Source organism: Lacisediminihabitans profunda (genome assembly GCF_008040105.1).
GTDB classification, from domain to species: domain Bacteria; phylum Actinomycetota; class Actinomycetes; order Actinomycetales; family Microbacteriaceae; genus Lacisediminihabitans; species Lacisediminihabitans profunda.
This window is the reverse complement of sequence record NZ_VRMG01000002.1, coordinates 83,461-102,371: the sequence shown is the minus strand read 5'-3', so window position 1 is coordinate 102,371 and position 18,911 is coordinate 83,461. Positions and strand designations below refer to the sequence as shown.

The 18,911-nt window shown below is 68.8% G+C and carries 19 protein-coding genes; 10 read left to right on the top strand and 9 right to left on the bottom strand.

Annotated features, from left to right (window positions below; translation table 11 throughout):
• Positions 1 to 17 precede the first annotated feature (17 nt).
• Positions 18 to 1,010 carry an ATP-binding cassette domain-containing protein gene (locus FVP33_RS01080; protein WP_147781792.1) on the top strand — a complete coding sequence of 331 codons (993 nt, stop codon included), beginning with the start codon at positions 18 to 20 and terminating at the stop codon, positions 1,008 to 1,010.
• Positions 1,007 to 1,843, top strand: coding sequence for an ABC transporter permease (locus FVP33_RS01075; RefSeq protein ID WP_147781791.1), 837 nt, complete (start codon positions 1,007 to 1,009; stop codon positions 1,841 to 1,843). Before FVP33_RS01080 ends, FVP33_RS01075 begins: the two co-directional genes overlap by 4 nt.
• Before the next feature lie 21 nt (positions 1,844 to 1,864).
• On the opposite strand, the gene FVP33_RS01070 is transcribed toward FVP33_RS01075, so the two are convergent.
• Together FVP33_RS01070 and FVP33_RS01065 are read right to left on the bottom strand one after the other, a co-directional pair.
• A complete protein-coding gene (locus FVP33_RS01070) occupies positions 1,865 to 2,269 on the bottom strand; it encodes a VOC family protein (protein ID WP_147781790.1) in 405 nt (134 codons plus the stop codon).
• Between the two features lie 9 nt (positions 2,270 to 2,278).
• Positions 2,279 to 2,551 carry an ArsR/SmtB family transcription factor gene (locus tag FVP33_RS01065; RefSeq protein WP_147781789.1) on the bottom strand — a complete coding sequence of 91 codons (273 nt, stop codon included), beginning with the start codon at positions 2,549 to 2,551 and terminating at the stop codon, positions 2,279 to 2,281.
• A gap of 129 nt (positions 2,552 to 2,680) precedes the next feature.
• Here FVP33_RS01065 and FVP33_RS01060 point away from each other — a divergent pair, with 129 nt between their 5' ends.
• Positions 2,681 to 2,959 carry a hypothetical protein gene (locus FVP33_RS01060; protein WP_147781788.1) on the top strand — a complete coding sequence of 93 codons (279 nt, stop codon included), beginning with the start codon at positions 2,681 to 2,683 and terminating at the stop codon, positions 2,957 to 2,959.
• A gap of 889 nt (positions 2,960 to 3,848) precedes the next feature.
• Here FVP33_RS01060 and FVP33_RS01055 read toward each other — a convergent pair.
• A complete protein-coding gene (locus FVP33_RS01055; RefSeq protein WP_187270524.1) occupies positions 3,849 to 4,286 on the bottom strand; it encodes a BLUF domain-containing protein in 438 nt (145 codons plus the stop codon).
• 171 nt (positions 4,287 to 4,457) lie between these two features.
• On the opposite strand from FVP33_RS01055, the gene FVP33_RS01050 reads away from it, so the two are divergent.
• From FVP33_RS01050 to FVP33_RS01040, 3 genes are all read left to right on the top strand, one after another.
• Positions 4,458 to 5,891 (top strand): MinD/ParA family ATP-binding protein, encoded by a 1,434-nt coding sequence (locus FVP33_RS01050; RefSeq protein ID WP_187270523.1) that lies wholly within the window; start codon positions 4,458 to 4,460, stop codon positions 5,889 to 5,891.
• Positions 5,892 to 5,982: 91 nt separating this feature from the next.
• Entirely contained in the window at positions 5,983 to 6,762 is a 780-nt protein-coding gene (locus tag FVP33_RS01045; RefSeq protein ID WP_147781786.1) for a phosphatase PAP2 family protein, read from the top strand.
• Between the two features lie 2 nt (positions 6,763 to 6,764).
• Positions 6,765 to 7,463, top strand: a complete 699-nt coding sequence (locus tag FVP33_RS01040; RefSeq protein WP_147781785.1) for a 4'-phosphopantetheinyl transferase family protein — start codon at positions 6,765 to 6,767, stop codon at positions 7,461 to 7,463.
• Here FVP33_RS01040 and FVP33_RS01035 read toward each other — a convergent pair whose 3' ends face one another.
• Together FVP33_RS01035 and FVP33_RS01030 are read right to left on the bottom strand one after the other, a co-directional pair.
• Positions 7,464 to 8,204 (bottom strand): ThuA domain-containing protein, encoded by a 741-nt coding sequence (locus FVP33_RS01035; protein WP_147781784.1) that lies wholly within the window; start codon positions 8,202 to 8,204, stop codon positions 7,464 to 7,466.
• Positions 8,201 to 9,316, bottom strand: a complete 1,116-nt coding sequence (locus tag FVP33_RS01030) for a Gfo/Idh/MocA family protein (RefSeq protein ID WP_147781783.1) — start codon at positions 9,314 to 9,316, stop codon at positions 8,201 to 8,203. Before FVP33_RS01030 ends, FVP33_RS01035 begins: the two co-directional genes overlap by 4 nt.
• Positions 9,317 to 9,512: 196 nt before the next feature.
• Here FVP33_RS01030 and FVP33_RS01025 point away from each other — a divergent pair, with 196 nt between their 5' ends.
• Positions 9,513 to 10,562: a LacI family DNA-binding transcriptional regulator gene (locus FVP33_RS01025; RefSeq protein ID WP_222706586.1), complete on the top strand. Its 1,050-nt coding sequence runs from the start codon at positions 9,513 to 9,515 to the stop codon at positions 10,560 to 10,562.
• A gap of 3 nt (positions 10,563 to 10,565) precedes the next feature.
• On the opposite strand, the gene FVP33_RS01020 is transcribed toward FVP33_RS01025, so the two are convergent.
• The gene (locus tag FVP33_RS01020; RefSeq protein ID WP_147781781.1) at positions 10,566 to 11,477 is read right to left on the bottom strand and encodes a DsbA family protein; all 912 of its coding nucleotides are present in this window, start codon (positions 11,475 to 11,477) and stop codon (positions 10,566 to 10,568) included.
• Positions 11,478 to 11,720: 243 nt separating this feature from the next.
• Between FVP33_RS01020 and FVP33_RS01015 the strand changes: the two genes are divergently transcribed.
• On the top strand, positions 11,721 to 12,815 hold the full coding sequence (locus tag FVP33_RS01015; protein WP_147781780.1) for an ABC transporter ATP-binding protein: 1,095 nt from the start codon (positions 11,721 to 11,723) through the stop codon (positions 12,813 to 12,815).
• 85 nt (positions 12,816 to 12,900) lie between these two features.
• Positions 12,901 to 14,178 (top strand): DUF4032 domain-containing protein, encoded by a 1,278-nt coding sequence (locus tag FVP33_RS01010; RefSeq protein WP_147781779.1) that lies wholly within the window; start codon positions 12,901 to 12,903, stop codon positions 14,176 to 14,178.
• Positions 14,179 to 14,646: 468 nt separating this feature from the next.
• Here FVP33_RS01010 and FVP33_RS01005 read toward each other — a convergent pair whose 3' ends face one another.
• The gene (locus FVP33_RS01005) at positions 14,647 to 15,108 is read right to left on the bottom strand and encodes an Lrp/AsnC family transcriptional regulator (protein ID WP_147781778.1); all 462 of its coding nucleotides are present in this window, start codon (positions 15,106 to 15,108) and stop codon (positions 14,647 to 14,649) included.
• A 140-nt stretch (positions 15,109 to 15,248) separates the two neighbouring features.
• On the opposite strand from FVP33_RS01005, the gene FVP33_RS01000 reads away from it, so the two are divergent.
• Entirely contained in the window at positions 15,249 to 16,436 is a 1,188-nt protein-coding gene (locus FVP33_RS01000; protein ID WP_147781777.1) for a trans-sulfuration enzyme family protein, read from the top strand.
• A 15-nt stretch (positions 16,437 to 16,451) separates the two neighbouring features.
• Here the strand turns inward: FVP33_RS01000 and rlmB are convergent, their stop codons facing one another.
• Together rlmB and cysS are read right to left on the bottom strand one after the other, a co-directional pair.
• Positions 16,452 to 17,480: a 23S rRNA (guanosine(2251)-2'-O)-methyltransferase RlmB gene (rlmB, locus tag FVP33_RS00995; RefSeq protein WP_147781776.1), complete on the bottom strand. Its 1,029-nt coding sequence runs from the start codon at positions 17,478 to 17,480 to the stop codon at positions 16,452 to 16,454.
• Positions 17,480 to 18,910, bottom strand: coding sequence for a cysteine--tRNA ligase (gene cysS / locus FVP33_RS00990; protein ID WP_147781775.1), 1,431 nt, complete (start codon positions 18,908 to 18,910; stop codon positions 17,480 to 17,482). Before cysS ends, rlmB begins: the two co-directional genes overlap by 1 nt.
• Position 18,911 lies beyond the last annotated feature (1 nt).

Here is an 18,911-nt window from a genome sequence, read left to right as displayed (position 1 = left end):
AAGAAGGGCACCACGCCATGTCACTCCCAGCGATCGAAGTCCGTGGGCTGCGCAAGTCCTACGGCAAGAAGACCGTGCTCGACGACGTCGACCTCACCGTGGCCGCGGGCACCGTCACCGCGCTGCTCGGCCCGAACGGCGCGGGCAAGACCACGACCGTGCACATCCTCAGCACGCTCCTGCGGCCCGAAGGCGGCACGGCGTTCGTGAACGGCTGCGACGTCGTTCGCGACCCAGGCGGCGTACGCGCGGTCATCGGACTGACGGGGCAGTTCTCGGCGGTCGACAAGCTGCTCACCGGCGAGGAGAACCTCCTGCTGATGGCCCGGCTGCGCCACCTCGGGGAGAAGCGCTCGAAGACACGGGTGGCCGAACTGCTCGAGCAGTTCGACCTCGTCGAGGCCGCCCGCAAGCCACTCGCCACCTACTCCGGCGGGATGCAGCGACGGCTCGACCTCGCGATGACCCTCGTGAGCACCCCGAGGGTCATCTTCCTCGACGAGCCCACCACCGGGCTGGACCCGCGCAGCCGCCACACGATGTGGGACATCGTTCGCGAGCTCGTCGCCGACGGCACGACCGTGCTGCTCACCACCCAGAACCTCGAGGAGGCGGACGAACTCGCCGACCGCATTGCGGTGCTCGACGGCGGCCGCATCGTGGCTGCGGGTACGCCGGAGGAACTCAAGCGCCTCGTGCCCGGCTGGCACATCCGGCTCCGGTTCGCGGATGCCGCGGCGCTCGACGGCGCCACTCTGGCGCTTCGAGAGCACGGCCTCGGCGAGTCCGATCGCGAGGGAAGCACTCGCGACGATGCCGGGCTCGCGCTCACCGTGCCGACCGACGGCGGGGTGCGCGCCCTGCGAACCGTGCTGGACCGCCTCGACGCGGCGGGCCTCGAGGTCGACGACCTCAGCATCCACACCCCGGATCTCGATGACGTGTTCTTCGCCCTAACCGGCAGGAACGATCGCCCGGGCCGGGCCGACCGAGAAGGAAACGAATCATGACCAGCACCATCGCCCAACGGCCGACCGCCGTGGGCACGAGTCGACAGTCGCATGTCGTCGCCGACGCGTTCACGATGCTTCGCCGCAACCTGCTGCACATCGTGCGCTACCCCGGGCTGTCCATGTTCACGATCCTCGGACCGGTGGTCATCCTGCTGCTCGTCGTGTTCGTGTTCGGCGGCACGCTCGGGGCGGGCCTGCCCGGCGTGGGCCCGGCCGCAGGGCGGGACGCCTACCTCGCGTACGTGATGCCGGGCATCCTGCTCATCACCATCGCGGGCACCGCCAGCGGCGCCGCCATCACGGTCTCGATGGACATGACCGAGGGCATCACCGCACGGTTCCGCACGATGGCGATCTCCCGGGGCGCGGTGCTCGCCGGACACGTGCTCGGCAACACCATCCAGGCCGTCATCGCGGTCGCCCTGGTGCTCGGCGTCGGCTTGGCAGTCGGCTTCCGGCCCGCCGCCGGACCGATCGAGTGGATCGCCGCCGCCGGCCTGATCGTGTTCATCGCGTTCGCGGTCAGCTGGATCGGGGTCGCGATGGGGATGCAGTCGAAGACTGTCGAGACGGCCAGCAACCTGCCGATGATCCTGACCCTCCTGCCGCTTCTCGGCAGCGGTTTCGTGCCGACCCAGTCGATGCCGGCCTGGTTGCAGTGGTTCGCCCAGTACCAGCCGTTCACCCCGTTCATCGAGACCATCCGGGGGTTGCTGCTCGGCACCCCGCTCGGCTGGAACCCGACGCTCGCGCTCTGCTGGTGCGTCCTGATCACGGCCGTCGGGTACGCCTGGTCGATGGCGATATACGAGCGGAAGTCGGTGCGCTGAGGCCGGCGCGGCCGCGCGACCTCAGTCGGGCTCCGGCGCCGGGCTCACGATCATGATGAGGTTGCCGCAGGTGTCGTCGAGCACCGCTCCGATCATCGGGCCCATGGGCATCGGCGGCTGGGTGAACACGACCCCTTCCGCCTCGAGCTCGCGATACGCGGCGTTCACGTCGTCGACGCGAAAAGAGGTCATGGGGATCCCGTCTTCGACGAGAGCCCGCGTGAACGCCTTCGCGGCGGGATGCTCGTCGGGCTCGAGCAACAGCTCCACCCCGTTCGGGTCGTCGGCCCCCACGACAGTAAGCCAGCGATATTCCCCGGCGGGCACATCCGTCTTCTTGATGAATCCGAGCTTCTCCGTGTAGAAGGCGAGGGCCTTCGCCTGGTCGTCCACGAAGACGCTCGTCACCTGCAGTCGTGCCTTCACTCTGGGCTCCTATCGATCGAGGGGCCAGCGCTCGGTGATCGAGCGCAGCGGCTCCGTGTTCAGGGTGTGGATCTTCGTTCGGCCGGCGCGGTGCGTGGCGATCAGCCCGGCATCCTCCAGCACCGCGAGGTGCTGGGACACCGCCTGCCGGCTGGACTGGCTGCCGTGCACGTTCATCAACCGAGCGCAGAGCTCGAACAGCGTCTGGCCGTCGCGCAGCACAAGCTCGTCCATGATCACGCGCCGGGTCGGATCGGCCAGTGCCTTGAAGACGTCTCCCACGGTGCCAGAATAGGCAAGCACACACTTGCCTGTCAATGCCGAGGTGACCGGGGCACCCCGGATGGGCCCGCCGACGGCCCGTCCGGCCTGTAGCGTGTCAGCGGCGAACTATCGCGTAGACGGGACGAAATGATCACCCTCCAGCAGGATTCCGACGGCTTCATCCGCATGAACAGGCACTTCCCGATCTCGGCGACCATTTCCATCACCTTCGCCGACGGGTCGTCCGAGGTGTTCTCGGGCGAGCAGGTCAACGCGATCTACGACGCCACGCTGGCGGAGTTCCGGGCCCAGAACCACCTGGACGCGAAGGGGTTCTCGCGCGGCCCGGCCAAGACCGTGCACCCGAGGAACAAGATCGAGTTCGTGCCGGTTCATGCCGGGATGGGGAGCGAGCCCACCGCCTGAGGCCGCTGCCGGTGGCGACGGCGCGTGCACAACTCCGGCAAATCCCGGCCCGCCGCCTGTCCTGGCCCCGGAATTCGGCCCGCGCGCGTCCTCGACAGAAGGTTTTGCAGGAGTTATGAACGCCGGGCGGGGGGAGCCAGTTCACGCCCGGATGGCGAGCACGGAGCCGACCCGGGCCACCCGATCCTGGCCGCCTGAGCCAGTCGAGCAGGTCGAGCCAGCCGAGCCTGTCGAGCAGGCCGAGCCGGCCGAGCAGGCCGAGCAGGCCGAGCAGGCCGAGTCACGTTCATAAATCCTGCAAATCCCGGCACGCGGCCCGTCCTAACCCCGGAATTCGGCCCGCGCGCGTCCTCGACGGAAGGTTTTGCAGGAGTTATGAACGCCGGGCGAGGGAGCCAGCTAACGCCCGGTGGCGAGCGAGCGCCCCTCCCACGGAGCCGACCCCGGCCGCCCGACCCCGGCCGCCTGAGCCTGTCGAGCCAGCCAGTCGAGCCGGCCAAGCAGGCCGGGTCACGTGCATAACTCCGGCAAATCCCGGCACGCGGCCTGGCCTGGCCCCGGAATTCGGCCCGTGCGCGTCCTCCACGGAAGGTTTTGCAGGAGTTATGAACGCCGGGGCAGGGCAGCGCAGGGCAGGGCACGATCACGTCGGGGCAGGGGCAGGGGCAGGGGCAGGGCACGGTCGCATCAGGGCAGCGTCACGTCAGGGCGGGCTCGCATCGCGGCTTGTTACGTCGGGGCAGGGGCAGGGCACGGTCACGTCGGGGCGGGCTCGCGTCGCGGCTTGTCGCGCCCGGCTGGGGCCGCAGCCGGGGCAGGGAAGCAGCGGGGCCGGGGTCGCCTCGACACGATCGTGGCCACCCGGGGATCCGGCGGCCTCGGGGAAGGCCTAGGACTTTTGGCCGACGGGCAGCGAACTGTCGCGGAACCAATCGAGCAGCCGCCTCGCCCGTTCGGCGGTCTCTGACCCGTTAGTCGGACTCTGCGGTTGGTGGAAGAAGTCGTCGTAGCCGGGGATGGACCGCGAGAACCTGTCCGTGAGCGCGCGGTAGCCCATCCGCCAGCTCGGATAACGCCGCTCGGTGATGGGCTCCACGCTGAGCATCCGGACGCCGAAGTGGCGAGGGTCGACGGCGATGACGGCGTAGCACGCTCGTACCGCCTCGTCCGGACCCTCGAGCACCTGAATGAACTGGCTGTTGTCGTACAACAGGATGCCCGTGATGCCGAGCCGGGCGTTGTTGCCGCGAATGCTCGTGAGCAGTCGCGCCAGGTCCTCGTCGGAGTAGGCGCGACTCGCTGAACTCAGGTACGCGATCGACAACATGCGGCCTCCATTTTCTTGAACCATGCTCGCGTATACCGACAGTTCGGTACAGTCCCCTCTTTAGGGCGCACGCCGCCCGAGGCGCTCGGTCGGGTACCCCCGAACGGGGCACACTATGCTGCTCAGGCGGCGCAAAACCACCGCATTGAGTAAGAACGGAACCGTTCACCCATGTCTCAGGAAGAAACCGCCCAACCCCGCATCCACGTAATCGTTCGCGGCAGCACTGCCGGCGAGGTACTCGTCGACGGTCTCAGCCACCCCATCGTCGCCGCCGACGATGCCGGTGTGCGAGAGGAAATCATCGCCCACGTCACGACCCGCGCGCGGGTCAGCGGTCGAGCCCTCTACATCACGACCGAGGACGAGTCCGGCCAGGGCGAGCTGCTGGTCCACCCCGATGGACGCGTCGAGGGGGTGGGGGCCGGGGTTCCCCCGCAGACCCGTCCCATCCTCGTGCCGCCGGTCGAAGTCGGCCGGACCGAGCCGGTCTCCGCCGTCAGGCGGGAGACGGCCGTTCCCCCGGCGCCCGAGCCGGCGGCGCCCGAGCCGTCAGCGATCCCCCAGCCGCTCGGGCGGGAAGACCTCGACCAGGACTCGCTGTTCCCGATGCCGATCACGGCGCCCGCCTCCCGCTCACTCGCGGGAGCGCTCGGCGGGGAATCCGCCACGCCCCCGACCCTCGCCGACTTCCTCGACTCCCGTCCAGAGTCCCCGGCAGGCCCGGCGGCGTGGGGCTGGCAGGGTGCCGTTCGCCGGCTCTCCGCCGGCCTGATCTCGCCGACACCGGGCTCGGGGGAGCGAGCCCACCGGGCCGCGGTTACCGCCGTGCAGCGTAGCCTCAACGGGCCGCGCACCATTGTCGTGCTCAACCCCAAGGGCGGTGCCCACAAGACCACGACGACCCTGTTGATCGCCGCCACCCTCGGCATGTACCGCGGCGGGTACACCCTGGCCTGGGACAACAACGAGACGATGGGCACCTTGGGCGTTCGGGCGCAGGCCGCCCGGCACACCAACACGGCCGTCGACCTGCTGCGCGCGCTCGACCGCTTCGCCGATCCCCGCTCCATGCGCGTGGGCGATCTCGACAACTACGTGCGGGCCCAGGGCGACGCCCAGTTCGACGCGCTCGCCTCCGACCTGGACCCGGCCGGCGCCGCAAGCATCGACGCCGACGCGTTCCGCAAGCTCCACGCCACCCTCAGCCGTTTCTACCGGGTGCTCGTGATCGACACCGGAAACAACATGCGGGCGTCGAACTGGGAGGCCGCCGTCGAGACCGCCGACCAGCTCGTGATCGTCTCCACCATCCGCGAGGACACCGCCTACGGAGCCGCCTCCCTGCTCGACGGGCTGCGCCAGAAGGGGCATTCGGACAAGGTCGACCAGGCGGTGACAATCCTGGCGTCCCCGGCGAAGAACGCCGACGAGCAGCTCTCCGAGCGGCTGCATGACCACTTCGGTCAACTCACCCGCGCGGTCGTGGACGTGCCGTACGACCCGGCACTCGTGGCGGGAGGCCCGCTGGTGATCGAGGCCCTCGCGCCGGCCACCCGGGAGGCGTGGCTTCGCGCGACTGCCGCCATCGCGGAAGGGCTCTAGGTACGGCCGAAGCGCCCGACTCTCCCCGTTACGCGATATCGTGGCCGGTCAGTGACGACTGTGTCTCGAGAGATAAGGAACGGACAGAAAGATGGCCACTGCCACCCGACCCGATGAGAGCCGCTGGCAGAGCTGGCACGGCAAGTTCATCGTCGAGGAGCGCTACGTTCGCCCCGAGACCAGGCGGAACCTGTATCTGACCTCCTCGATCCTCATCCCGCTCGGCATCCTGTTGTTCATCGTCATCCTGACGTCTGTGCTGCAGCAGACCGGGCCGGCTCGGCTGGACCGACCGGTGGAGCTCTGGATCAACTCGCTGCGCTCGCCATCCACCACCGCGGTGATGGGGGTGATCACGACCATCTTCGGCCCGATCTTCCTGCCGATCATCATCCTCGTCGCCACGGTCGCCTGGGCGCTGCTCGCACGGCACCTGTGGCGACCGCTCCTCCTCGCCGGAGCCATGATCACCGGGGTGATCGTGGCGAACACCATCGCCCCCATCGTTCACCGGCACCGCCCGCCGACCGACCTGATGCTGATCGGCAGCGACTCGACGCCGTCGTTTCCGTCTGGCCACGTGCTGGGGGCGAGCGACTTCCTCATCCTCCTGTCGTTCCTGCTCATCTCCCGCGCTCCGTCGGCCGGTCGCGTGGTCCTGGCCGCCATCGTCTCGGTGCTGGGGATCGTCGCCGCGATGACGAGCCGGATGTACCTCGGCTACCACTGGCTCACCGACACCCTCGCCTCGCTGTCCCTGTCCCTGGTGATCATCGGAATCGTCATTGCGATCGACACCTGGCGCACGGTGCGGGTGCCCGGCGAGCCGGTGACCGGCCCGGCATCGCAACCGCAACGGGACGGCACCTAGGCATGAGGGAGGCCGGCCGGGGGCCGACCCGCGTGTGGATCGCCTGCGTCGACGATGAGTTGCCGGCCATCGCAGCGGGCCTCGGGCTACCGCACGGCGATTCCCGGCAGGGCGCGTTGCTCGACCCGGACGAGCGGGCTCGGGCGTCGAGCTTCGTCGATCCACTGGTCTCGGCGAGATTCAGCCGGGCGCACGCGGTGCTTCGCCTGGTGCTCGGCTCGGTGCTGGCGGTGGAGCCCGCACTCGTGTCCTTTCGCCGAGGCGCCTGCCCCGCCTGCGGGGGTCCGCACGGTCGGCCGCAACTGGCGCACCCTCCTGGGCCGGAATTCAGCCTCAGCCGCACCGGAGCCTGGGTGGCCGTGGCCGTGCGAGAGGGGGCCGCCGTCGGGGTCGACATCGAGGTGCGGCGATCGGATGCCGCGCTCGCCCCGCTCGAGCGGGACATCCTGGCCGCGGGCGAGGCGGTGACCGGCGACATCCTCGACGTGTGGGTGCGCAAGGAGGCCCTGCTCAAGGCCACCGGGCTCGGCCTCTCCCGCGAGATGTCGACCGTGCACCTTCTGCCCAGGGCCGGCGGCTGGCTGGAGGCCGGCACGCCCGGTATGGTCGTGCGCGATCTCGTCGCCGGCCCGACGCTCGGCGGCGCGATCGCCGGGCCGGCGTTGGGCGAGGTCGAGGTCCTCGTCTGGCCGACAGGCTAGTCAGCCCTCGAACCACCCGTGGGGGGCGTGCTTTGCGACCTGCTCCTCGAGCGGAAGCGTCGGGGCCGCCCAGCGGATTCCATTCGCCAGCACCCGCAGCACCTCCGGCTGGTGATAGACGGGGTATTCCTGGTCGCCGGGCGAGAAGTAGAAGACCCGGCCGTGCCCGCGCGTGTATGTGACGCCCGAGCGGAAGATCTCGCCGCCCACGAACGATGAGACGAAGACCAGTTCGTCCGGTACCGGGATGTCGAAGGGTTCGCCGTACATCTCCTGCCGCGCGATCACGAGCGGGTTCGGGATGCCCGCAGCGATCGGGTGGGTGGGCGCGATTGTCCACACCAGCTCGCGTTCGCCCTCGTTGCGCCAGAGCAGCGAGGCGGTCGACCCGGTCAGTTTCTGGAAGATCTTGGAGTAGTGGCCCGAGTGCAGAACGAGGATGCCCATCCCGGCGAGCACACGACGGTGCACCCGCTCCACCACCTCATCCGACACCTGGTCGTGGGCGATGTGCCCCCACCAGAGCAGCACGTCGGTCGCGTCGAGCACCTCCTCGGTGAGGCCGTGCTCCGGATCGGCGAGAGTGGCGGTGCGCACGCTGTCCGCGCCGCCCTCGGCGAGGTCGAAGTGCCCGGCGAGGCCCTCGGCGATCGCGCCGTGGATGCCCCGCGGGTAGTTCTGGGCGACGATCGCGTCACCGCGGCTCTCGTGCACGTTCTCGTTCCAGACGGTGATTCTCATGCGACGTTCACTTCCTTGTTGATGCGAGCGGATTCGTAGACGGCATCGAGAACCCGGCTGCGGTGGAGGGCGTACTCGCCGTACGAGTTCGCCCACTGGCCGGATCGGATCGTGGCGAGGAACTCCTCGATCACGAGCCGGTGCTCCCCGCCGGGCACGTGCACCCGAGGCACCGTGATGGCCGACGCGCCATGCACCTCCGAGTGAAGCCGCAGGGTGTCGTCGGTGGCGTGATCGCGAACGAAGAGGCTCGCGCCCCCCATCGAGCCGAGGAGGTCGACGGAGATGTCGTTGTCATGGGCCGTGTAGTCGGCCCAGGACGCCTCCAGTTGGATGCTCGCCCCGTTGTCGAGTCTGAGCAGGGCGAAGGCGAAGTCCTCCACCTCGAAGGTCTGGGTGCCCCCGGTCGTCTGGGAGTTGCTGGCGCCTCCCCGGCCGAGGCGCCCGACCTCGCCGTAGTCGACCGCGCTCACGGAGAGCACCCGCGGTTCGCCGAGCAGATAGAGCACGATGTCGAGCACGTGCGAGCCGAGGTCGATCATGGGACCGCCCCCGGACATCGCCCGGTTGGTGAACCACGAGCCGATGCCCGGGATTCCGCTCCGCCGGCGCCAGCTCGCGCGAGCGTGGTAGATGCGGCCCAGTTCGGTGGAGGCGAGGTAGTCCTTGAGCAGGCGCACGTCGCCGCGGCGACGATGGTTGAAGGCGATCTCGAGGACTCGGTTGTTGGTGAGGGCCGCATCGGTCATCTCCGCGGCGAGCGCGCCGGTGGTGGCGAGCGGCTTCTCGCAGAAGACGTGCTTGCCGCTGGCCAGCGCAGCGAGAGCGATCGGATGGTGCAGGTGGTTGGGCACGCCGATGCTCACGATGTCGAGATCATCGCGCGCGACGAGGTCCTGCCAGTCGTGGTAGAGGTTCGGAACGCCGCGGGTGCGGCCGAGTTCGGCCAGCCGAGACTCCTCCTGGCCGGCCAGGGCCACGACGGTGACACCAGGAAGCGCCGTGTACGCGTCGAGGTGGGTCGTGCCGGCGAATCCGAGACCGATCACCCCCACCCTCAGCTCGGTCGGGGCCGTGGTCGGCGCGGGTACGGTGGGCGCTGGCAGGGTCATTGACGGCCTTTCACGGCGAGGGAGGGAGGGGGTTTCGGCGGAATCGAGCGAGAATGGTTTAGCGCTCCACCTCGCCTGCGAAAGTCAACCGGCACCGCCCCCTCGCTGTCAAGTCGCGAGCAGCGTGTCGGCCCGGATCCGCGACAGCTCTGATCCGCTAAATTCGAGTGGACCCCGATCGGAGGATGCCGTGCGCGTGACTCTCAAGGACATCGCCGCCGAGGCCGGCGTCAGCCTCCAGACGGTCTCCAACGTGGTCAACGGAAACCACGCCAGGGTCTCGACGGCCACGATCGACCGGGTGCTCTCCATCGTGACCGCACGCGGCTACGTGCCGAGCGCCTCCGCCCGCACCCTCGCCGGCAGCGCCTCGCGAACGATCGGCCTCATCGTGCCCGCCGCGGACATCTCACGCCTGCTGCTCAGCCCCTACGACGTCGACATGCTCGGCGGGCTGGAACGCGAATTCCGATCGCGAGGGTTCGACCTGCTGCTGCGCGGGATCGTGGACGTCGCCGAGGTGCGCGAGGTGGTGCAGACCTGGAACCTCCACGGCGCGGTGCTCCTCGAGTTCACCGAGAGCCAGGTCGGCGCCCTTCGCGCGGTCGGCGAGGCGGTGCTCGTGTCCCTCGACGCCTATGCCGACAATCCGGCCGTGCGGTCGGTGCGCATCGACGACTTCGACGGCGGGCGGCAGGCCGCGGGGCACCTCCTCCGCGCCGGGCACCGCTCGGTCGCCTTCGCCGGGCTGATGGGCAGCACCACCGGTGTCGTGCGGGAACGCCTTGCCGGCTTCCGCGCCGGCCTCGCCTCCGAGGGGGTGATGCTCTCCGACGACGCAGTGCTGGATGCGCATGCCAGTCACGAGGCCGGTCACGCCCTCGCGACCTCCCTCGCCGCCCGGTGGGCGGAGTCGAGGCTCGAGCCGGGCGCCCGCCCGACCGCCATCTTCGCCACCGCCGATATCCTCGCGATCGGACTCATCCAGGGATTCGTCGCGGCCGGACTGCGGGTGCCGCGGGACGTATCGATCATCGGCTTCGACAACCTCGCGGCCGGACTGTACGTGACGCCGCAACTGACCACGATCGCTCAGGACTTCGGAGCGAAGGCCTCCGCGGTCTCGTCACTGCTCTTCACGCGACCCGCGGAGATCGGTCGGTCGGCGTCCCCGATCGTCACCGGGGTCCAGCTGATCGAGCGCGCCTCGGTCGCTGCTCCCCCCGGGGGACGCCGCGGGAACTGAGCGCTACGGGGCCGGGCTGGGGCTCGGGGTCGCCGTGGCGTCCTCGCGGAACGTGTCGCCGGCGGCCTTCTGGATGGCGGCGGAGAACGCGCTCGCGTCGGTCGCCGCCCCGTTGAACTTGGCACCGTTGATGATCACGGTCGGCGTCGCCGACACCTTCTTCACGTCGGAGTTGGCGATCGGACCGGTGGTGGCGCGCGATGTGGCCGCCGTCACCCAGGCCTTGAACGACTGGTCGGTGATGCAGCTCGTGATCGAGGCGAGGGAGTCGACCTTGGCCTGCTTCGCGATGGAGACGAGCTTCTGGTCGGTCAGCCCCTCGGTGTTCTCCTTCGGCTGCTCCTCGAAGAGCAGGCTGTTGAAGTCGAAATAGGAGTTCGGCGAGAAGTTGGCGACACAGGCCGCCGCGTTCGCCGCGCGGCTGGAGTAGCGCTGGCCGAGCGAGCGGTTGTCAAGAATCGCGATCGGATGGATCTCGAGCGTGGCCGCTCCGGTCTTGAGATAGGACTTGATCTGGGCGGTGTTGGTCTGCTCGAAGACCTGGCAGACGGGGCACTGGTAGTCGACGAAGATCTGGATGTCGATGACGTCGGACTTGTTTCGGGCCGACGGCACGGGGGCGTCGCCCGGCTGAAGCGCGGCGGTGGGCACGGCGGCGAGGTTCTGGCCGATCTTGATGCCGTCGCTGATCATGTTCTTCGGACCCGCGGACGGCGGGCGCACCGAACTGGTGATCACGACGACGATGACCGCGATGATCGCCAGGGAGACGACGATGAGGCTGCCCTGAAGCACGAAGCGGCTTCGGCGATCCTTCTTCCTCTGCTCTTCGCGCAGGGTGCGGGCCTTCTCGCGAGCGGCCTCGCGCCTCTGGTTCTTGCTGAGGCGATCGTCGCCAGCACCGCCGTAACTCATCGAACCTCACTATTGATCAATATGGTTGTGGCCCTCGAACCGTCTCGACAGCAGCGAGCGGGAGCCCTTTGCACACTAGACAGTGATTCTGGGAATAGGCCAGACGAACGCTGGATAAGCCTAACCAACAGGTGAACGGCAATTTAACGTCGTTCACCTCGACGTGACATAATGACCGAGCAGTATCTTCCATTCACTACGGATCGTCCGGCACGTACCTGCCGGTGAAGGAGCAATAGAACCATGGCATCTGTCACTTTTGACAAGGCAACCCGTCTCTACCCGGGTTCCACCAAGCCCGCCGTCGACGCACTCGACCTGCACGTCGCGGATGGCGAATTCCTCGTCCTCGTCGGCCCCTCCGGCTGTGGCAAGTCCACGTCGCTGCGCATGCTGGCCGGCCTCGAAGAGGTCAATGACGGCAACATCCTCATCGGCGACCGCAACGTCACCGATGTGCCGCCGAAGGACCGTGACATCGCGATGGTGTTCCAGAACTACGCGCTGTACCCGCACATGACTGTCGCCGAGAACATGGGCTTCGCGCTCAAGATCGCCGGCGTCAACAAGGACGAGCGCGCCACCCGCGTTCTCGAAGCCGCCAAGCTTCTGGACCTCGAGCCGTACCTGGGCCGCAAGCCGAAGGCGCTCTCCGGTGGACAGCGTCAGCGCGTCGCCATGGGCCGCGCGATCGTGCGCCAGCCGCAGGTGTTCCTCATGGACGAGCCGCTGTCGAACCTCGACGCCAAGCTCCGCGTGCAGACGCGTACCCAGATCGCCTCCCTCCAGCGCCGCCTCGGCGTCACGACCGTCTACGTCACGCACGACCAGACCGAGGCGCTCACCATGGGTGACCGCATCGCCGTGCTCAAGGATGGCGTGCTGCAGCAGGTGGGAACCCCCCGCGACCTGTACGCGAACCCGAAGAACGTCTTCGTCGCCGGATTCATCGGCTCGCCGGCCATGAACCTCTTCACCGCCGACCTCGTCGAGGGTGGGCTCAAGTTCGGATCGGCCGTCGCGGCCCTCGACCGTGCCACCATGGGCGCGACGAGCAACACCAAGGTCACGATCGGTGTGCGTCCGGAGGACGTGCGCGTGTCGACGACCGGCGAAGGCCTCAAGGTTGACGTCGACCTCGTCGAGGAACTCGGCGCCGACGGTTACCTTTACGGTCACACCGACATCGACGGCGGTCGCGTCGACATCGTCGCCCGCGTCGATGGCCGCGTTCACCCGAACGCCGGCGAGACGGTCTTCATCCTTCCGGAGCCCGCCCACATCCACGCGTTCGACATCGAGTCGGGCAACCGCCTCAGCAAGGCCGTCGCCGACTGATCGGTCGAATAACCCTGGTGCGGGCGACGATCTCTTTCGTCGCCCGCACTTTTTTTTACTCTCGAAATCTCGATAGGCACAACGCATGAGCGGCTCACTCAACATCACCTCGGCAACCGTCGACCCGGCGCTGCTCGACCTGCCGTGGAATCTCCCCCTCGACGTGTGGCCAGACAGCGTGATCGCCGCCCTGCCCAAGGGAATCTCACGGCACCTCGTGCGGTTCGTGCACCTCAGCGGCTACGTGATCGCGATCAAGGAGACCTCCTCGGAGCTGGCCAAGCGCGAGTACGACATGCTGCGCGCTCTGCAGAAGCTCGACGTGCCCTGCGTCGACCCGGTCGCGGTTATCACCAACCGCACGGACGACGAGGGCAACCCGCTCGAGTCCGTGCTCGTCACCCGGCACCTCAAGTTCTCGCTCCCCTACCGCGCGCTGTACTCGCAGACCCTGCGACCGGACACCGCGACCAGGCTCGTGGACGCCCTCGCCGTGCTGCTCGTCCGACTGCACATCCACGGCTTCTTCTGGGGCGACGTCTCCCTCTCGAACACGCTCTTCCGCCGCGATGCCGGCTCGTTCGCCGCCTACCTCGTCGACGCCGAGACCGGCCAGCTGTACAGCGGCCTCTCCAACGGCCAGCGTGAGAACGACCTGGAGATCGCCCGGGTCAACATCGCCGGCGAACTGCTCGACCTCGCCGCCGGCGGGCGCCTCGACGAGGACGCCGACCCGGTCGAAGTCTCGAACGGGATCGTCGCGGCCTACCGCAACCTGTGGAAGGAGCTCACGGGCTCCGAATCCTTCTCCTCCTCCGAGCGCTGGCGCATCAACGAACGCGTCGAGCGCCTCAACGAGCTCGGCTTCGACATCGAAGAACTCGCCATCAAGACTGATGACTCCGGCACCCAGGTGCGCATCCAGCCGAAGGTGGTGGACGCCGGCCACCACCAGCGCCGTCTGTTGCGTCTCACCGGACTCGACGCCGAGGAGAACCAGGCCCGCCGCCTGCTCAACGACCTCGACTCGTACACCGCGACCTTCAAGAAGCAGGGCCTCGACGAGGAGATGGTGGCCCATGAGTGGCTCGCCCAGGTCTTCGAACCGGTGATCCGTGCCATCCCGCGCGATCTGAAGCGACGCCTCGAGCCGGCGGAGGTCTTTCACCAGCTGCTCGACCACCGTTGGTTCCTCTCGCAGAACGAGAATCGGGATGTTCCGCTCGCCGAGGCCGTGAGCTCCTACGTGGACACCGTTCTGCGTCACCGCCGCGACGAGGCCACCGTGATCGACCCGGTCACCGGAACGATCACCTTGCCGATCTCGGTGGTCGATGAGAGCGACTGGCGCTCGAGGGTCTAGCTGCACTGCCCGGGGATGTTGGTTGACCTACTGATGGGTGGGCTGTCTCCGATCGCGGTGTGGAGCCCGTTGTGATGGCATTCGTGGGGCCCTGTTCGAGGGCGTTTCGGCCCGCCCGTCCCCGCCACTGCGCGGCACTCGCTTGCCCTCGCGCGCGTCGTGCAGCACGGTGCCGCCGTCCACGGGTGTCCGCCATACAGACTCCAGTTGTGCAGGACAGGTTGTGCAGGACGCCTCGGGCGGATAGCGAAGACGATAGGCGCAAAACCGAGGGGAGCGTCCTTCAGGCCGGGACCGATCCGGTCGCCACACCCCTGCCGTGTCCTGCACACGCTGTCCTGCACAACTGGAGTCTGTGGGGTAGGCAACCACGCCTCCGGGGCCCGTCCTGCAGAACGCGGCCCGACCGACGCGAGCGGCGCCGCCAGAGGGCGTCCGGGGCGGCCGCGAGGTCCACGACCACGAGAACTAGCCCAGCAGCCGCTCGAGCCCCCCACCGGCCACGTGGTCGAAGATGAGGTTGGTCTCGGTGTGGGCGACCGCCGGGTGCCCGGCGAGGTTCTCGAGCACGAAGTCGCGCAGGTCTGAGGCGTTCGGCGCGGCCACGTGCAGGAGGAAGTCGTCCACCCCTCCCATGTGGAAGAGGGCGAGCACCCCCGGCCAGTTCGGAGCCTCCCGGCGGAATCGGTCGACCTCCTCGCGCACGATCGAGACCAGGCGGATCGAGATGAGCGCCTGCACGGTCATGCCGAGCGCGGCGATGTCGACGTCGGCGTGGTAGCCGCGCAGCACCCCCGAGGCGTGCAGCCGCTTCAGCCGCAGCGAGACCGTGGACTCCGCCACCCCCGCGACGGCGGCCAACGCGGCTCCCGACATCCGCGCATTGGCCGAAAGCGCCCGGATGATGAGGCGGTCCGTGTCATCGATCATCGCGTCGACCCCTTCGCTGGTTCTTTCGTCGGACGCGGAGATTGCGCCCCAACAGTGCATGATCCGCGCATGCGGTGCCCAGTATCGCACTATCTGCGGACACTCTTGAGTCCTGTCGCAGATTCTGGTTTCGTCGACCCATGTCGACTTCCGAATTCCGTCTCGAGACCCGCGCCGTACATGCCGGAATGGAAGGGCTGAGCGAGAGCGGCTCGCACGTGCCCCCCATCGACTTCTCCACCACGAACCCGCTTCCCGGCGTGGAGCTCGGCGGCGAATCCTACGAGCAGCTCGCCACCGGCGGCGTGCTGCTGCCCGGCCAGTCCGCGGTCTACCAGCGGCTCTGGCAGCCCGGCGTCGCCCGCTTCGAGGACGCCCTCGCCGCGCTCGAGGGGTCGGAGTCCGCGGTCGCCTTCGCGAGCGGCATGGCCGCACTCGCGGCCTGCCTGCTCGCCACCGTCACCGCCGGTCGCCCCCATGTCGTGGCCCTCCGCCCGCTCTACGGCGGCACCGACCACGTGCTGGAGAGCGGACTCGTGGGCACCTCCGTCACGTGGACCGACCTCGACGGCATCGCCGGGGCCATCCGGGCAGACACCGGACTCGTCGTCATCGAGTCCCCCGCCAACCCGACGCTCGAACTCGTGGACATCGCCGCCGTGGTCGCGGCGGCCGGCGGCGTCCCGGTTCTCGTGGACAACACGTTCGCGACTCCCGTGCTTCAGCGTCCGATCGAACACGGCGCGACCATCGTGCTGCACAGCGCCACCAAGTACATCGGCGGCCACGGCGACGTCATGGGCGGGGTCGTCGCGACCACCGACGAGTGGGCCAGCCGCCTGCGCCATGTGCGCGCGCTCACCGGCGGGGTGCTGCATCCGCTCGCCGCCTACCTTCTGCACCGCGGGCTGCGCACGCTGCCGATCCGCGTTCGCGCCCAGCAGGAGACCGCGGAGACGCTCGCGCGGCGCATCCTCGGCGACCCGGCCGTCTCCCGCGTGCTCTACCCGACGCTGGACGGCTGCGACCCCGACGGCCTCCTCGGCCGCCAGATGCACGGCGGCGGATCAATGATCGCCCTCGAGATGGCGGGCGGCTACGACGCCGCCGTGCGGTTCATCGAGGCTCTGCGACTGGTGACGAACGCCGTCTCACTCGGCGGCGTGGACTCGCTCGCCCAGCATCCGGCGTCCCTCACCCACCGACCGGTCGCGGCCGAGGCCAGGCCTCACGCCGGGCTTGTGCGCCTTTCCATCGGCCTCGAACACGTCGACGACCTCAGCCAGGACATCCTCGGAGCCCTCGCGGCCGCCCATCGCACCGCCTGACCGCCCACGGTCGAGCTACTTGCGGGCGCGCTGCTTGGAGATCTCGTAGAGCGTGACGCTCGCCGCGATGCCGGCGTTGAGCGACTCCGTGGCCGCGTTGATCGGGATGGAGACGATCGCGTCGCAAGTCTCCGTGACGAGTCGGGAGAGCCCCTTGCCCTCGCTGCCGACGACGACCACCAGGGGTTCCTTCGCCCAGGACAGGTCGGGCAGCGGGGTGTCGCCGCCGCCGTCGAGGCCGAGGATGAACACGCCGCGTTCCTTGAACGCCTTGAGCGTCTGGGTGAGGTTGCCCGCCATGGCCACCGGGGTGCGCGCCGCGGCACCGGCCGAGGTCTTCCAGGCGGCGGCCGTGAGTCCGACCGAGCGGCGCTGGGGAACGATCACGCCCTGCCCGCCGAACGCGGCGACCGAGCGGATGATCGCGCCGAGGTTGCGCGGGTCGGTGATGCCGTCGAGCGCGACGAGCAGCGGCACCTGGCCGCGGGAGATGATCTTCTCCAGCAGGTCGGTGGGGTGCGCGTAGTCGTACGGCGGAATCTTCAGCGCGAGACCCTGGTGCACCGAGTCGAACCCGGCCAGGCGGTCGAGCTCGGGCTTCATCACCTCGAGGATCGGCAGCCCGCGCTTCGTGGCGAGCTGCATGACCTCCTTCACCCGGTCGTCGTACTCGATGCGGGTCGCGATATAGAGGGCGGTCACCGGGATCTTGGCCCGCAGCGCCTCGAGCACGGAGTTGCGGCCCGTGACGACCTCGAACTCGTCGGTCTGCTTGGGCCGGTTGGCGCGGCCGGCCTGCGGCCGCTGCGGAGCCCCGGCGCTCGAACCGGTCTTGGCGGGCTGGCGCGTGCCGCCCGCGGCCGTGAACCGGTCGTTCGCGGCCTTGCGCTTGCCCGCGGGATGATACGGGCGGTCGACGGCCTTGGGCGTCGGCTTCTTGCCCTCGAGGGCCTGGCGGCCCTGGCCGCCCGAGCCGACCTGCTTGCCGGTGCTGCTCTTGCGCACCGCGCCCGCGCGAGGCTTGTTCGCTCCACTGCTCTTCATTAGTCAAGACTCCAATGTGACCCCGTCGGGGTGTCTTCGATCTGGATGCCGGCGGCGGCGAGTTCATCGCGGATGCGGTCGGCCGAGGTGAAATCGCGCTCTTTGCGCGCGGCGTCCCGGTCTTCCAGCAGCTTCTCCACGAGGGCCGCGAGGGCGACGCTGGCCGGATCGTGTGCGGCAGTGTGCCACTCTACGGCCATCGGGTTGATACCGAGAACCTCGGCCATGGCGAGCACCCTGCCCTGGATCACGGCGGCGCCGCCCAGATCCTCCGCGTCCAGCGCCGCGTTGCCGGCCCGAACCTGGTCGTGCAGCACGGCGAGGGCCTGCGGAATGGCGAGGTCGTCATCCATCGCCTCGGCGAATTCCGCGGGCACCAACTCCACTCCCTGCCCGGCGAACTGGGTTCCCTCGAGTCGACGCTCGGCGCGGTCGAGGAAGACCTCGATGCGCTCCAGGGCCGCCTCCGCCTCGATGAGCGCACCGTCGTGGTAGTCGAGGGTGGATCGGTAGTGAGCGGCACCGAGGTAGTAGCGGATCACGAGGGGGCGGGCCTCATCGAGAAACTCCGACGCGAAGACCGAGTTGCCGAGCGACTTCGACATCTTCTGCCCGTTCACGTTCACCAGCCCGTTGTGCACCCAGTGGTTGGCGAACGGCAGGCCGGCGGCCGACGACTGGGCGAGCTCGTTCTCGTGGTGCGGGAAGCGCAGGTCGAGACCGCCGCCATGGATGTCGAACCGGGGACCGAGATACCGAGTCGCCATGGCCGAGCACTCGATGTGCCAGCCGGGCCGGCCGTCACCCCATGGGGAGGGGAAGGCCGAGGACTCCGGCTCGTCCGCCTTGTGTCCCTTCCAGAGAGCGAAGTCGCGGGCGTCCCGCTTGGCCCTCGACTCGGCATCGGCCGAGGCTGCCATGTCGTCGGCCCGCTGGTTGGTGAGCTCGCCGTAGGAGGGCCAGGACGCCACGTCGAAGTAGACGTCGCCCGAGTCGTCGTCGGCCACGTAGGCGTGGCCGTTCTCGATGAGGCGGGAGATGATCTCCTGCATCTGGGTGATGCTCGCTGTGGCGCGCGGCTCGTAGGTGGGGGGCAGGATTCCCAGGGCGCGATAGCCGTCGGTGAACTCGAGCTCGTAGCGGTAGGCGAGCGCCCACCACTGTTCCTCGGTGGCGTCGGACGACGCGGAGGCCGCATTGGCAAGGATCTTGTCGTCGATGTCGGTGACGTTGCGCACGAGGGTCACCGTGTAGCCGCGGTAGGACAGCCATCGTCGCCACTGGTCGTAGACGAGGGCGGAGCGAAGGTGACCGATGTGCGGCGAGGACTGCACCGTCGGCCCGCACACGTAGATACCCACCTCGCCCTCGACGAGGGGCACGAGGTCGACCACGGACTGGGTCCTGGAATCATAGAGGCGCACAGTCACG